This is a genomic window from Rhodococcus sp. P4_E4 (genome assembly GCF_056401575.1).
In genome coordinates this window covers 94,811-108,210 of record NZ_JBFUJB010000001.1, presented here as the reverse complement: position 1 = coordinate 108,210, position 13,400 = coordinate 94,811, and the positions used below count along the sequence as shown (strand labels likewise).

General features: G+C 61.3%; 15 protein-coding genes. 7 read left to right on the top strand and 8 right to left on the bottom strand.

What is annotated here, in order from left to right:
- Positions 1–26 precede the first annotated feature (26 nt).
- The 3 genes from AC1DVN_RS00540 to AC1DVN_RS00530 form a co-directional block, all read right to left on the bottom strand.
- Positions 27–875: a shikimate dehydrogenase gene (locus AC1DVN_RS00540; RefSeq protein ID WP_477993377.1), complete on the bottom strand. Its 849-nt coding sequence runs from the start codon at positions 873–875 to the stop codon at positions 27–29.
- A 22-nt stretch (positions 876–897) separates the two neighbouring features.
- Entirely contained in the window at positions 898–2,274 is a 1,377-nt protein-coding gene (locus tag AC1DVN_RS00535; RefSeq protein ID WP_020908842.1) for an MFS transporter, read from the bottom strand.
- A gap of 139 nt (positions 2,275–2,413) precedes the next feature.
- The gene (locus tag AC1DVN_RS00530) at positions 2,414–3,331 is read right to left on the bottom strand and encodes a LysR family transcriptional regulator (protein ID WP_020970528.1); all 918 of its coding nucleotides are present in this window, start codon (positions 3,329–3,331) and stop codon (positions 2,414–2,416) included.
- A gap of 134 nt (positions 3,332–3,465) precedes the next feature.
- Here AC1DVN_RS00530 and AC1DVN_RS00525 point away from each other — a divergent pair, with 134 nt between their 5' ends.
- Entirely contained in the window at positions 3,466–4,158 is a 693-nt protein-coding gene (locus AC1DVN_RS00525; RefSeq protein ID WP_477993109.1) for an SDR family NAD(P)-dependent oxidoreductase, read from the top strand.
- 22 nt (positions 4,159–4,180) lie between these two features.
- Here AC1DVN_RS00525 and AC1DVN_RS00520 read toward each other — a convergent pair whose 3' ends face one another.
- Positions 4,181–4,954, bottom strand: a complete 774-nt coding sequence (locus AC1DVN_RS00520; RefSeq protein ID WP_279217699.1) for a hypothetical protein — start codon at positions 4,952–4,954, stop codon at positions 4,181–4,183.
- Positions 4,955–5,059: 105 nt separating this feature from the next.
- On the opposite strand from AC1DVN_RS00520, the gene AC1DVN_RS00515 reads away from it, so the two are divergent.
- The gene (locus tag AC1DVN_RS00515) at positions 5,060–5,887 is read left to right on the top strand and encodes a crotonase/enoyl-CoA hydratase family protein (RefSeq protein ID WP_019744984.1); all 828 of its coding nucleotides are present in this window, start codon (positions 5,060–5,062) and stop codon (positions 5,885–5,887) included.
- The gene (locus AC1DVN_RS00510) at positions 5,884–7,422 is read left to right on the top strand and encodes an AMP-binding protein (RefSeq protein ID WP_279163597.1); all 1,539 of its coding nucleotides are present in this window, start codon (positions 5,884–5,886) and stop codon (positions 7,420–7,422) included. Before AC1DVN_RS00515 ends, AC1DVN_RS00510 begins: the two co-directional genes overlap by 4 nt.
- On the opposite strand, the gene AC1DVN_RS00505 is transcribed toward AC1DVN_RS00510, so the two are convergent.
- Complete coding sequence (locus AC1DVN_RS00505) at positions 7,415–8,047, bottom strand: alpha-ketoglutarate-dependent dioxygenase AlkB (RefSeq protein ID WP_029256052.1); 633 nt, start codon at positions 8,045–8,047, stop codon at positions 7,415–7,417. The two genes, AC1DVN_RS00510 and AC1DVN_RS00505, sit on opposite strands and share 8 nt — an antisense overlap.
- Positions 8,048–8,194: 147 nt before the next feature.
- Between AC1DVN_RS00505 and AC1DVN_RS00500 the strand changes: the two genes are divergently transcribed.
- A complete protein-coding gene (locus AC1DVN_RS00500; protein ID WP_003940106.1) occupies positions 8,195–8,611 on the top strand; it encodes a DUF7144 family membrane protein in 417 nt (138 codons plus the stop codon).
- A 94-nt stretch (positions 8,612–8,705) separates the two neighbouring features.
- On the opposite strand, the gene AC1DVN_RS00495 is transcribed toward AC1DVN_RS00500, so the two are convergent.
- Together AC1DVN_RS00495 and AC1DVN_RS00490 are read right to left on the bottom strand one after the other, a co-directional pair.
- Positions 8,706–8,933, bottom strand: coding sequence for a hypothetical protein (locus AC1DVN_RS00495; RefSeq protein ID WP_020970523.1), 228 nt, complete (start codon positions 8,931–8,933; stop codon positions 8,706–8,708).
- A gap of 191 nt (positions 8,934–9,124) precedes the next feature.
- Positions 9,125–9,709: a hypothetical protein gene (locus AC1DVN_RS00490; protein WP_256063208.1), complete on the bottom strand. Its 585-nt coding sequence runs from the start codon at positions 9,707–9,709 to the stop codon at positions 9,125–9,127.
- 129 nt (positions 9,710–9,838) lie between these two features.
- On the opposite strand from AC1DVN_RS00490, the gene AC1DVN_RS00485 reads away from it, so the two are divergent.
- From AC1DVN_RS00485 to AC1DVN_RS00475, 3 genes are all read left to right on the top strand, one after another.
- The gene (locus AC1DVN_RS00485; RefSeq protein WP_081328939.1) at positions 9,839–10,417 is read left to right on the top strand and encodes a TetR/AcrR family transcriptional regulator; all 579 of its coding nucleotides are present in this window, start codon (positions 9,839–9,841) and stop codon (positions 10,415–10,417) included.
- 22 nt (positions 10,418–10,439) lie between these two features.
- The gene (gene gap, locus AC1DVN_RS00480; protein WP_047889893.1) at positions 10,440–11,435 is read left to right on the top strand and encodes a type I glyceraldehyde-3-phosphate dehydrogenase; all 996 of its coding nucleotides are present in this window, start codon (positions 10,440–10,442) and stop codon (positions 11,433–11,435) included.
- A gap of 293 nt (positions 11,436–11,728) precedes the next feature.
- A complete protein-coding gene (locus tag AC1DVN_RS00475; protein ID WP_477993104.1) occupies positions 11,729–12,103 on the top strand; it encodes a hypothetical protein in 375 nt (124 codons plus the stop codon).
- Between the two features lie 22 nt (positions 12,104–12,125).
- Here the strand turns inward: AC1DVN_RS00475 and nicT are convergent, their stop codons facing one another.
- A complete protein-coding gene (nicT, locus tag AC1DVN_RS00470; RefSeq protein WP_477993103.1) occupies positions 12,126–13,271 on the bottom strand; it encodes a Nickel transporter NicT in 1,146 nt (381 codons plus the stop codon).
- Positions 13,272–13,400: the final 129 nt, after the last annotated feature.

Here is a 13,400-nt window from a genome sequence, read left to right as displayed (position 1 = left end):
GCGAGAAAGTAGGTGTTCGGTTGTGCTCATGCGCATGCCGTCTCGGAGAGCAGCTCGCTCAGATGGCTGCGCATGCGATCCGTATCGGCTTCGACACCGGTCAGGAGTGTGAAGGTGTCAGAGGCTTGAGCCACCAGCATCTGCCCACCGTCGAGAACCGCGCATCCGAGAGCAGCTGCAGCGTCGAGCAATTCGGTGTGCATCGGTCGATAAACGATGTCAGCGACCCACAATCCGGAATGCAACGCCGCAGGGTCGAAGGGAGTTCCGGGGTGACCCACCATGCCGATCGGAGATGCGTTGACGACGCCGTCGCACGTCGTCAGGTTGACGGCGATCTCATCGATCGCCAAAGCCGTTGTGCGCGTGGCAGGGAAGGCCGAGGTGACGCGAGAACACACATCGGCAGCGCGATCGGGATCAATATCTGCGATGCGAAGATCCGTGGTGCCGGCGGCGGCGAGTGCGTATGCCACAGCGGAACCCGCCCCTCCTGCCCCGGCAAGCACCACTCGGTCCAAGGCGGCGTCGGGCAAACCGCGCTGCAGTGCTGTGAGGAATCCGCTGTGGTCAGTGTTGTGGCCGATCAAACGGCCGTTGTCGACCACAACCGTGTTGACGGCACCGAGCAACCGCGCGTTGCCGGACAGCTCGTCGAGCGCGTCCACGACAACCTGCTTGCACGGGTGGGTGATGTTCAGTCCGGTGAAATCGCCCGCGACGGCGCCACGCACCACCTCACCGGTTTTCTCGACCGAGATGTTCAGGTTCTCGAGATCGATCAGTTCGTAGCTGTAATCGTCGAGTCCGAGTGCTGCTGCTTCGTGTGCGTGCAACGCGGGCGAGAGTGAGGTGGCGATACCCGACCCGRCAATTCAGCGCGAGGGGCCGGTCCGGTCAAGCGTTGTTGCTGGTGAGCTCTGAGTCCTGCTTGATCGGCAGGCTCGGCTTCGGTTGGCCCAGTTCTGCTGTGGGCGTGCGGTACGTTTCCGGTCCGGTCATTGCCGCGATGGCGGAGATGACGGCGAAGCCCAGGCACATCCATGCAACCGGTGTCCAGTTGCTCTTGTCTCCGGCCGAAATCGCCTGGGCGATAGCCGGTGTGAAGCCGGCAACAAGGAGTCCGAGCATGAGGCTGACGGCCATTCCGGTGTATCGGACCTTCGCGGGGAACTGCTCCGGGAAGTATGCCGGGTACGTGCCGTTGGGCATCGCGTAGAAGATTCCGATCATGACGATTCCCGAAGCGAAGACCATGGGGACGCTTTGGGTTCCGATCGAATGGAAGAAGACGAAGATCATCAAGCCGGCTCCGATGGCGCCGACGACGAAGATGGGCTTACGTCCGTAGCGATCCGAGAGAATGCCGAACAGCGGCTGAGTCAGTACGGCAACAAAATTGGCGGTCGCGATGGCCCACAGCATCGTGGAGCGTTCGAAGCCGGATTCGACGGCGTACGCCAGGGCGAAGACGTTGACGATGGTGTTGATCATCGCGAAGGTCGAGCTCATGCTGATACGGATCACGGTGCGCCAGTGCGAGCGGAACATCTCGACGACGGGAATTCCGGCCGTCTCGTCCTGTTCCTTGAGTTCTTCGAATACCTCGGGCTCATCCAAGGCGCGACGTAGCCACAGCGCAACGACGGTCACGATGATGCTGAGCCAGAAGGGAACTCGCCAACCCCACGAGTAGAGGTCTTCGTCGGGCAGGCTCGCCACTGGGATGAATACCAGGCTGGAGACGACGATGCCGAACATGATCCCGCTCATGGTGAACGAGGTGAAGAACGAACGACGGTGATCAGGTGCGTGTTCGAGAGTCAGTGCCGAAGAGCCGGGTGATTCACCGCCGGCAGAGAGCCCTTGAAGAAGACGAAGCAAGACGAGAATGATCGGCGCGGCGATGCCGATCTGGTCGTAGGTCGGCAGGCAACCGACGATGACCGTCGCAACACCCATGAGGAGCAGGCAGGCGAGAAGCGCGTTCTTGCGTCCGTACCGATCGCCGAGGTGTCCCCACAGCACTGCGCCGAGTGGGCGGGCGACGTAGGCCACGCCCAGGGTGCTGATCGAGAGCAGCGTTGCCGTCGAGCCGCCGCCAGGAAAGAAGATCTTGGGGAACACGAGCGCGGCTGCGGAGCCGTAGATGAAGAAGTCGTAGTACTCGAGGGTGCTGCCGAGGAAGCCCGAAACGGCGGCGCGGCGCGCATTCGAATTCGGGTGCTCCGCAGTGGAGTGCGTGGAACCGGTGGAGTTGATCGGTGGTGCCATGTGAAGTCCTTTCGTCCCGATGGGCCGACCGTGGCGGCACGTTTGGTGATGCACCACGCATCGGTGACGTCCCTCACCTTTCGGCGGCTGAGACGACAGTGCCACGAAGGACTATGGCGCGTCCAACACTAAATGAGTCTCAGATAATGACGTTTTTGGTCTCAATCTCCGGCGTCGGCAGAATCTCCTCGGACGTCTCCAGCGCGACGGCGAGTGCATCGGTCATATGTCGGGGTGACCAGGCAATTCCGTGGTTCATGAACGTCGGCTCGCCGGTGAGTGGGACGAACACACTGCCAGGTGGGGTGATAGCAGCCATGCCGGACGTCATCAGCGCTACACCGACGCCGGCGGCAACGAGCATGAGGATCATGTACGGATCGGTGATCTCCTGGACGACGCGAGGCCTGAAGTCTGCGTTCATGCAGGCGCGCATCGCGGTTTCCTGGAGGGCCGAGCCGGCCGAGAGCGGGGTGGTCACGAATCCGTCGTCGGCCAATTCGCGGAGATCGATCGCGTCCCTCTCGGCAAGGGGATGGTCGATCGGAAGTACGGCGCCGAACGCCTCCCGTCGGATCAGCCGGGTAGACAGTGATGCGGATTCCACCGGTAGTCCGACGAAGGCGAGGTCGAGGGCGCCGCTCTCGAGTTGAATGACCGCGTCGCGCGTCATGATCCGGCCGAGGAGTGTCAGTTCGACTTCCGGATAGCGCTGACGCAACGCGCGGGTGAGCGGCGGAAGTGCTTGATAGTTGAGCACTCCGGTGAACCCGATCGTGACTCGTCCGTAGACGCCTCCCGACGACGCACGCGTAGCGTGTCGTGCCGTCTCCATGTTCTCGATGACGCGATAGGCGTGGGGGAGAAAGGCATGTCCGCCGGACGTGAGTGCGACGCTGCGAGTGCTTCGTTCGAACAACTTGACGCCGATGTCCTTTTCGAGCTTTCGGATCATCTGGCTGAGCGGCGACTGAGCCATCTGGAGCCGTGATGCGGCCCGCCCGAAGTGAAGTTCTTCCGCAACCGCGACAAACGCGTGCAACCAGCGGGTTTCCATCGCCAAGGCCTCCAGGTATTTGACGTTGACAACAAACGCCATATATTCAGAATTTCTACACAGTGTGACGGCAATTATGCCTGTTTGCAACATAAATTGAGTGCGTAGCGCACAGAAACTCAGGAGTGAATGCGATGCAGGGTTACCCAGAGGGTGTCACCGCGCTCGTTACCGGCGGTGCGAGCGGAATCGGCGCCGCCAGTGCAAAGATGTTGACGGAGAGGGGAGTTCGGGTGGTAACGGCAGATCTTGCCGAGGGTGCGGACGAACAACTCGACGTGAGTGATCCGACAGCAGTCGATGCGCTTCGAACCAGACTCGGCAGAGTCGACATCTTGATCAACAGTGCGGGAATCGTAGGACCATCAGCGCCACTCGTCGACGTCGACCTCGCGGCTTGGCGGCGTACGTTCCGCATCAACGTCGAAGGGACATTCCTGATGTGCCGGGCGTTCGTGCCGGGGATGGTTGCGTCCGGGTGGGGGCGGGTCGTCAATCTCGCGAGTATTGCTGCCAAGGACGGAAACCCGAATCAGAGTGCATATTCCGCGTCCAAAGCGGCAGTCGTCGCGCTGACGAAGTCGCTCGGCAAAGAGGTCGCCACCGCCGGTGTGCTGGTCAACGCGATTGCTCCCGCGGCCGTGGAAAGTCCTATGAATGCCGGCACCGATCCGGCCATCCTCGCCCGCTCGCAGTCTTTGACGCCGATGGCGCGGATGGGGCGGGCCGACGAGATCGCCGAATTGATCTCCTGGCTGTCGTCGTCGGCGGTGAGTTACTCGACGGGTGCTGTGTACGACGCCAGCGGTGGCCGCGCAACGTACTGAATTACCTTCTGGAAGAAGTCGATCAGAACTGGAGCAGTGACTGCCACAGTTCGCGAGATGCGTCCTGGTACTCGAGCATGTGCGAGATCAGTTCACGTAGTGGCTGCGTCGGTTCGAGTTCTTCCGGAAGGAGCGGATTGCGCACGATGACCGCGATCACCGCGCTGCCCAAGGCAAGTGATTCACGGGCAGCCTCCTCGCGACTGATTGTCGCCAGGCGTGTTTGCGCCTGTGTGAGTGCTTCACGGGCCTCGGCGATGTCGACCAACAGTGCTTCCGAGTTCCAGAGTGTGCGGATTGTCGAATCATCCCCGGGGGCAAGGTGAGCGATTTCCATGACAGCCGATTCGGGGGCGGCGCCGAGTCGGCGGAGAGTGCGGCGGGCGCTGTCCGTGCCGCCGAGCAGATTGTTCGGGCGGACGGCGAGTGTGGGCTTCCACTCCTCGTAGCCCGCCAGGCGCAGCGCCTGATCGTGTCTTCGGGCGGCAGTGCGGTCGCTTCGTTTGAGCGCTGAGTGCTCGACGGCTATCCACGTGCCGTCCCAGGGGCGTATGCGATCGGTACGAGTTCGCCACCCCTCGACCTCGCTGTAGGTGGGGATGCCGTCCGGGTTGAGGACGTACGTTCCACGAGCGGTGCGACGCAGTTTGTTCTCGCGGCACAGGCGGCCCGTTGCCACGCGAACGCTCGATGCGCTGACACCGACGATCTCGCCGGCCCGGGTCAGCACTGCAGTGCTGAACTCGGTGTCCGGACTCGCCGTTGCGAGGTCCAGCACAACTCGGGTTGCGGACATTCCTCGATCAGTTTGTAACAACTTTTGAACAACTCCTGACAAATTCTGTTACAAGTGGCATGGTGGGTACCGGGAAACCTTATCCGCGAGCAGTGAGGAAATATCGTGACCGACTCCGATCGACCAGGTGGCGATGTCTATGTGGAGCGTGACGGTGGCGTCACCGTCATCGTGATGAATCGCCCTGATCGCAAGAATGCGGTGGACGGGCCGATGGCGGCGCAGTTGCGTGATGCCTTCCTGGAGTTCGAATCGGACGAGAGTCAGAAGGTGGCGATTCTGTGGGGCGCGGGCGGCACATTTTGTGCCGGTGCGGATTTAACCGCAGTCTCCGACCCCGCCCGCGTGCACGAGTTGCATCCGGAAGGCGGCGGCACCGGCCCGATGGGGCCGAGTCGGTTGGTGTTGTCCAAGCCATTGATCGCCGCCGTCAGCGGATACGCGGTTGCAGGAGGGCTCGAGCTTTCATTGCTCGCGGACCTGAGGATCTGCGAGGAGGATTCCGTGTTCGGAGTCTTCTGCCGGCGCTGGGGAGTTCCTCTCATCGATGGTGGGACCGTGCGACTGCCGCGAATCGTCGGGCAGGGGCGAGCGCTCGACATGATCTTGACCGGTCGCCCGGTCGACGCTCCGGAGGCGCTGGCCTTCGGACTGGCCAATCGTGTTGTTCCAGTGGGGCAGTCACTCCAGGCAGCCAAGGAGCTTGCGCACCAGTTGTCCGCTTTCCCTCAACTCTGCATGCTCGCGGATCGCGCGTCGGCCTACCGATCTTTTGATCTACCACTTGCCGAAGCACTGCGGGCCGAGGGCGTCGCGGGAAATCCCATTGTCATCGCTGAAGGTGTGCGCGGCGCTGCTGCGTTCGCCGCGGGCGCCGGCCGGCACGGCCGGTTCGAGAACAACCCGAATTCGAACGAGGAAACTGAACCATGATGCCCATAACCAGAGACCTGATCGCCCGTGGTGCGCGACAGCACGGATCGCGAACAGCCGTCGTTTTCGGCGATCGATCGATGACGTTCACGGAAGTGGACGAACTCAGCAGCCGATTGGCGCACACATTCATCGCCCTCGGTATCGGGCGTGGTGCACGGGTTGCATTGCTGGTCAACAACTCTCTTGCCAGCGTCCCCGTCGATTTTGCCTGTGTCAAAGCCGGCATCAACAGGGTTCCGCTCAACTCGCGTCTCTCGCTCGACGAGCACGCGAGAATGCTCGAGGACACCGACACCTCGTACGTCGTCTTCGGTAGTGACCTCGCCGACCGCGCCGCTGAACTGTCCGCCAGGTTCCCCGAACGTACGTTCATCGGGCTGGAAACAGGTTCGGCGCGGCAGCGTTCGCTGCTCGACCAAGCACAGAGCATGCCTTCGGACACACCGGACGTCGAGTTAGCTCCCGACGATGTGATCCTGACGCTGTTCACCTCCGGGACCACGGGAACATTGAAGGCCGCGCAGCACACTCAGCGCAGCTACGCCGGCATCTGCCGCAATGTTCTGCTCAATCTGCTTCCGGCGACTCAGGACGATACGATGCTGCACGCGGCATCACTGATTCATGCCAGCGGTGTCTTCGTGCTTCCGTTCTGGCTGCGTGGCGGCAAGACCGTCATCCTTCCCGGATTCGACCCGTCGACCTTCTTGGACTCGATAACCGAGCATCGGGCTACGGCAATCAATCTGGTGCCGACGATGATTCAGATGCTCCTCGAACGCCCTGATTTTGCGAGCGCAGACATCTCGAGTCTGAAATCCGTGATCTACGGTGCGTCGCCGATGCCGCTGGCCACCATCGAACGTGCAATGCAGGCGTGGGGGCAACACCGTTTTCTCCAGTACTACGGGCAGACCGAGGCACCGCTGTGTATCGCAGTCCTACGGCCCGAAGATCACACGGAAGATCGCCTGCTGTCCTGTGGTCAGCCCGCCATCGACGTCGAGATCAGGCTGCTCGACGGCGAGGGAAACGAAGTGCCCCAGGGAGAACCGGGTGAAATCGTGATCCGCTCGCCATCGGCGATCGCCGGATACTTCAATGCACCGGAACTGAATGCGGACACCTTCACCGAAGACGGCTGGGTTCACACCCGTGACATCGGTCAGTTCGACGCCGAAGGATTCTTGTTCTTGAAGGACCGAGCTTCGGACATGATCATCAGCGGCGGATACAACGTCTACCCCCGTGAAGTCGAGGATGCACTCCTGACGCATCTGTCTGTCCGTGAGGTCGCCGTGGTGGGTACCGCCGACGCCAAGTGGGTGGAGGCGGTCACGGCTGTGGTGGTACTCGAGGACGGGACCGTCGAAAACGACGCACTGCAAGCATCATTGGTCGCGCACGTCGGCGAACGACTGGCGTCGTACAAGAAACCGCGTCGGGTTGTTTTCGCAGAATCCATACCGAAGACGGCCGTCGGCAAGCTCAATCGGAAGGCGCTGCGAGACGAACTCCGCGACGCTATCTAACTCCGCGAGTGCGGAATTGAACGCTGATTCTCGGCCCGAGGGCCCGCGCACTCTTCGGGACACAGTGTTCCCACGTGCGTTGGCAGGATCCGCCCATGACGAGTAAATCTCCGTGTCCGAGATTGAAGCGGATGGATTCGCCGCCCCCACGAGGGCGCAATAGGAGCGGGCGAGCCGCACCGAGAGACAGGATGGCCACCATCGTGTCCTCGGTGCGACTTCGTCCCGTATCGTCCCCGTGCCAGGCAACGCTGTCGGAACCGTCGCGATAGAAACACAGACCCGACGTGGCGAATGGTTCACCGAGTTCGTCGAAGTAGTGACTGCTCAGCGCGTCTTTGGCTTCGGTGAGAAGCGCGTCCGGCAGTGGTTGATTCTCTGCGTAGAAACACACCAGACGAGGGACGTCGACAACGCGGTCGTACATCTGACGCCGTTCGGAACGCCACGGCACCGTAGCCTCCAGATTGTCGAACACGGCCTCCGATCCGGTCAGCCAGGCCGGGCGATGGTCGACCCATGCGCCGGCGGTGAGAATACGTCGCTGCACCGTGCCGTCGAGATCGGCCAAAGAAACGCCGAGGTCACCGTTGTCGAACAGAGACGGTTGCATCGTGGCGGTCATAAGCTCCACCGTACACCGAAATCGAACATATGTTCCCATGAATTTTGATTGCAGTGCTGGACGGCTGTTCATCCTTGCTGGGTGATGTCCGTCGGCGTGAACCTTTGAATACTGTTCTCACGCTATTTCGCCGAAGAAGGGGACGTCATGACTGCTCCGCACCAATCTCATGCGAACCATCCTGTCCGACAAGGCTTTGCCATCGGGACCACGGTGGCGGCAGCCTGCCTGCTCTTCGTCGCGGGAATCGTCGCGTTGCTCCAGGGCATCGCGGCTCTCGCAGACAACGACCTGCTGATCGTCGGAGTCAACTACACCTTCGAATTCGATGTCACGACATGGGGTTGGATCCACATCGTGCTCGGAATCATCGGCATCGCGGTGTCGCTGGGATTGTTCGTCGGCATGACGTGGGCCCGCGGCATGGCCTTCGTGATCGCGGCGCTCTCGATCGTGGCGAATTTCCTGTGGATGCCGTACTACCCGCTGTGGTCGATCGTGATCATCGCCCTCGACGTCGCCGTGATCTGGGCCGTCGCGACCTGGCGACCTGACGAGGTGTGATCCTCTGACCGAAGTGAGTGGTTCACCTGCGACAGGTGAACCACYCACTTCGCTGTGTCCGGGCCTCCACGGTCGGCCTCATCCCTACACGGCGTCAGCGCCGTTTCGGTGACTCGCGATCCTGGTTCTCGCGCGGACGCATGTCCTTCGTCGATCGGTGTGGGAAGCCGTGGATCATCGAGCAAGAGATCCAGCAGATCACCACCGTTGCGATTCCGAGTCCGATCGACGCGAATGGTTCCTGCGTGGCCAGCCAGACGCTCAGGCCGATTGCCGTCCCGACGATCAGAATCAGGATGGTGTCGAGTCGTGTCGTTTGCATCGAAATCATCGCCTGGCACAGATTGTTTTCGGCGGCCCGCTGGTTTTGGCGGCCCGCCACCCGGCGAGTGACAGCCGGGGGCAGACCTTGCGCGGCTGACCCCTCGCTCTGGAAATCGCCGCCGCAAGTGATCAATACCCGCGAAATTCGTCTGCGAAACTATTGGCAGGCAGAACAGGACCTTTGGCCGGTCAGATCGATTCCGCGCGGTTGGCCGCCTCGATGAATCGGGACCAGAACGGTACGCGGACGCTAATGGGAGAGAGTGTCTTTCGGCCCTGTCCGAGGGGGAACTCATTGGCGAGATATTCGAGGAGGTTTGCCCCGTAGTAGACGATATCGGTCTGCCACACGGAGATCACCGGCGATCCCGAGGGGGAGGGTGCGGCGGGCGTGAAGCGGTGTCCGAAGATCGGGACAAGGCGCGGCCACGCTCCGATCTGTTGACGCACGATTGTGGTGACGTCCTCGGGTGAGGCGGGCATTCTGCCCCACGATGCCGGCCAGAACGGTGGTTGTTGATGCAGTGCATCCCAGATGAAACCTTCGGTGACTGTATCTAGCCAAGTACCCAACTCGAGGTCGTCGGCGCTACGCCAGTTCGGCCAACGGTCGCCAAGTGGTAACGCAGTGGCAAGAAGGCTGCGGTGGTCTGGGTTGAAGTGAAATCCAAAGCGTTCGTGGACGGAATCGAACTCTGCGTCGGTCAGGCCCTCGCTGAGTTCGATCCCGGCCCCGTTGAGCCGTGCCGCTGCCTCGCGCCCGACGTGCTTCATTTCAGGAGTCTTGCAGATGCTACGTCCAGAACGGCAACGATGCTCTGGTCGATCACCGCACAATCGCCCGGCCGGCCTGTTGGTCGAACCTACGTTGAGGTTGTACATACTAGTTGTTACAGTCGATTGGTGAACTCAAAGGACCAGCTGACGGGTGCGATGGCAGAGCTGTTGTGGGAGCGCGGTTATGCAGCGACGAGCCCACGCGACGTGATGACACGTGCCGGGGTTGGCCAGGGCAGCATGTATCACCATTTCAGTGGAAAGCACGAACTCGCGGTAGAGGCGCTGTCTGCAGTTACCCGAGAAATGACGGGCGAGTCATCTCCGTTGGGTGGAGAAGGCTCGCCCCTCGAACAGATGAAGCGCTACCTCTCATTGCCGCGGCCGGGTACTCGGGGGTGCCGGGTGGGTCGGATGACCCAGGACCCGGAAGTGGTCACGGATGCAGAACTGATCGCAGTCGTTGCGAATGCCTTCGACACCATGCTGAACCATTGGGAGCGGGCGATCACTGCCGCGATTGCTGCAGGAGAACTTCCGACGAGCATCGTCCCGGCGGATCTCGCGCGAACGCTGGCAGCCGTCCTGCAGGGCGGCTATGTACTTGCCCGCGCGCAGGGTGAACAGGGCCCGATGGATGCGGCGGTTCGTGGAGCCATTTCCCTGCTCGACGCCGCCCAGTCCGCTCTCCGCACCGATCACTGACCAACTCGAGAAAGAGAAATCAATGTCCGTTCGTATCGGAATCAACGGCTTCGGCCGTATCGGTCGCAGCTACCTGCGGGCTGCGCTACGCAGCGATGCGGATGTCGAGATCGTCGCGATCAACGACATCGCCGACGCCGCAACCCTCGCTTCGCTCCTGGAGTGGGACTCGGTGTCCGGTCATCTGGACGGCGTCGAGGTCGACGGGGACGCGATTCTCGTTGCAGGAAAGCGCATTCGCGTCACCTCTGAGCGCGAGCCGTCCCTCATCCCCTGGAGAGCCGAACGCGTCGATGTCGTCATAGAGTCGACCGGCCGATTCACGGACTCGGTCAACGCTCGCCAACACCTGACAGCGGGAGCGCGAAAGGTGATCATTTCGGCTCCCGCCGACAGTGATGTCCCTGCAGTTGTACTCGGAGTAAACGACGACGTCCTCGACATGTCGGAGGACGTATTCTCGAACGGATCCTGCACGACCAACTGCCTCGCACCGATGGTTAAGGTGCTGCACGAGGCGTTCGGCATCGAGTCCGGACTGATGACGACGATCCACGCCTACACCAGCGACCAGCGCCTCCACGATGCTCCTCACAGCGATCTCCGGCGCGCCCGCGCCGCGGCATTGTCTACGATCCCGACTTCCTCCGGCGCCGCCGCCACCATCGGGCGGATCATCCCAGAGCTGGACGGAAAATTGACCGGACTCTCGCTGCGCGTCCCCGTGCCAGTCGGTTCTATCACCGACCTCACTGCCCATCTCTCACGACCGGCGACTGTCGTGGAGATCAACGAAGCGTTTCGCGTCGCATCGCAGACTCCCGAACTCTCGTCTTACCTTGCCTATTCGGAGGCGCCACTTGTCTCTGCCGACATAGTCGGCAATCCCCACTCGGCAATCTTCGATGCGCCCCTCACACAGGTCGTCGGCGAACAAGTGAAGGTTTTCGCCTGGTACGACAACGAATGGGGATTCTCGAACCGGCTCGTCGAGCTTTCGCAGCGGGTTGGCTCATAGCGACCAGACGCAGGGGCGGAAGGCTTCGGTCGTGGAGGCTGTGCGACGGAAACTGATTTCCCATGGGGGACCCTCGTATGGACCGCACTGGTGCGTGGTGCCCGCAATGATTGGCCGCGATGTGCCCTCACCTGTGGCAGAGGGCGCTGGGTTGTCGAGCGAGTCCGCCATCGTTGCCGTAGATCGGTTGCCGGTGATCTCACCGTACTAGTCGGAAGGTGGTCTGGGCTCGAGGAAATCGGGAGGTGCAGCTGCCGCCGACCCGCATCAGATCGGGACGCAGTCGTTGTACTGTGAGCCATGCCGACCCTGCTTCGACGTGCATTCAAGATCGGCGCGTAGCGCTGGCAACGATTGTGGTGGCGGCCTACCTGTATGCGGCCTTCACTTATCGCAGCGCTGATGTCTTTGCGCCGCCAGGACGCATCGAGTCTCTCGGTCGGACCTATCTGATCAGTAATTTCCCGCCGCGCACTCGTGAAGACCTCGAACAGCGATACGCGCAAGGCCACCGTGAGCAGTACACCTTGGAACAAGTGAGTTCCGTATTTCCGTGGCGCGCTGTCTACCAGTGGCAGAACGACCAGATCCGCGGCCAGGCGACGTCGAGCGCGTACCTGAAATGGGGCGAGACGTACATCAGCTATTCGCTTTCGGGTGGCCCATGATTCTGTGTAGACCGAGTCGAACTCACATCGCTTCGTCTGCTGTCGCTCGTCGTGCTACTGATGCGCCGGACTGCGCTTGCCACCGTTCTTCGATGCGGCCGTACCGCCACACGAGGAGGGCGATCATCCATGTGACGACGAAGAGTCCGACGATGATGAAGCCCATCGCGCCGAGATCCAAGTTCCCGATGGCGCCGAGAATCCCGTCGTGGATGTCGAGTTTGTCGGTGAAGATCGAGATGATTTCCTGGGTCCCGATCAGCAGTGCCACTGCCACCGAGAGTCCGGTGATCACCATGTTGTAGTAGATCTTTCGTACCGGCTGGGCAAATGCCCAACCGTAAGCGAAGTTCATGAACGATCCGTCGATCGAGTCGAACAGAGACATCCCGGCGCAGAAGAGTATCGGTAGAACGAGGATCGAATACCACGGGAGCCCTGTCGCTGCTGCGCCGCCGGCGATCACCAACAGTCCCACTTCGGTGACGGTGTCGAATCCCAGTCCGAACAGCAGACCGACCGGGTACATGTGCCAGGGCTTGCGAACCATCTTCATCACCGGGCCCAGGATCTTGTTGAGGGCGCCGCGGCTGTCGAGTTCCTTCTCGAGTTGTTCCTCGTCGAAGGTTCCGGCCTTGTACTTCGTGTACACCCGATGAATCCCGATGAGAGAGAAAAGATTCAGGAGGCCGATCAAGATCAGGAACGTTCCGGAAATGGTTGTGCCGAACAAGCCGGTCCACTTTTCCAGATCGGAGTTGTCGTCGGAAAGGCTGGTGGCAAGTTGCCGCACACCCAACGCCAGAAGTGCGACGAGAACAAAGACGATGGTGGAGTGTCCGAGTGAAAACCAGAAACCGACGGACATCGGTTTCTTGCCGTCCGCCACCAACTTCCGAGTGGTGTTGTCGATGGCGGCGATGTGATCGGCGTCGAAAGCATGGCGCATGCCGAGCGTGTACGCCGTGACACCGAGTCCGATGCCGAAGACACTGCCTTCGATCGTGTAGTGGCCGGGGACAACCAGACCGAGAAGAACTGCCCACCCGACGACGTTGAGTGCAACGACGGTGACGGTCATTCCGATGATGCTTCGACGCTGGCCTCGATCCAGACTGTGCCAAGCGCCGGCGATTCGGGTGCCCGTCGTGGTCATTGTCGTGGACATCGAACCTCACCGATCTTTCAGTCGCGGCCGGCGGCCACCCTACTGAAATCGTATAAGTGTTCAACTGTTCAGATAAGCGCCTGGAGGTTACAAATCACCCATCCGGGAGTAAAGCTGCTTTGCTCCCGG

Coding starts and splice junctions, on each gene's coding strand:
- AC1DVN_RS00535 (WP_020908842.1), bottom strand. CDS start 2,274: ATGGCACCACCGATCAACTCCACCGGTTCCACGCACTCCACTGCGGAG.
- AC1DVN_RS00530 (WP_020970528.1), bottom strand. CDS start 3,331: ATGGAAACCCGCTGGTTGCACGCGTTTGTCGCGGTTGCGGAAGAACTT.
- AC1DVN_RS00525 (WP_477993109.1), top strand. CDS start 3,466: ATGCAGGGTTACCCAGAGGGTGTCACCGCGCTCGTTACCGGCGGTGCG.
- AC1DVN_RS00520 (WP_279217699.1), bottom strand. CDS start 4,954: ATGTCCGCAACCCGAGTTGTGCTGGACCTCGCAACGGCGAGTCCGGAC.
- AC1DVN_RS00510 (WP_279163597.1), top strand. CDS start 5,884: ATGATGCCCATAACCAGAGACCTGATCGCCCGTGGTGCGCGACAGCAC.
- AC1DVN_RS00505 (WP_029256052.1), bottom strand. CDS start 8,047: ATGACCGCCACGATGCAACCGTCTCTGTTCGACAACGGTGACCTCGGC.
- AC1DVN_RS00500 (WP_003940106.1), top strand. CDS start 8,195: ATGACTGCTCCGCACCAATCTCATGCGAACCATCCTGTCCGACAAGGC.
- AC1DVN_RS00495 (WP_020970523.1), bottom strand. CDS start 8,933: ATGCAAACGACACGACTCGACACCATCCTGATTCTGATCGTCGGGACG.
- AC1DVN_RS00490 (WP_256063208.1), bottom strand. CDS start 9,709: ATGAAGCACGTCGGGCGCGAGGCAGCGGCACGGCTCAACGGGGCCGGG.
- gap (WP_047889893.1), top strand. CDS start 10,440: ATGTCCGTTCGTATCGGAATCAACGGCTTCGGCCGTATCGGTCGCAGC.
- nicT (WP_477993103.1), bottom strand. CDS start 13,271: ATGTCCACGACAATGACCACGACGGGCACCCGAATCGCCGGCGCTTGG.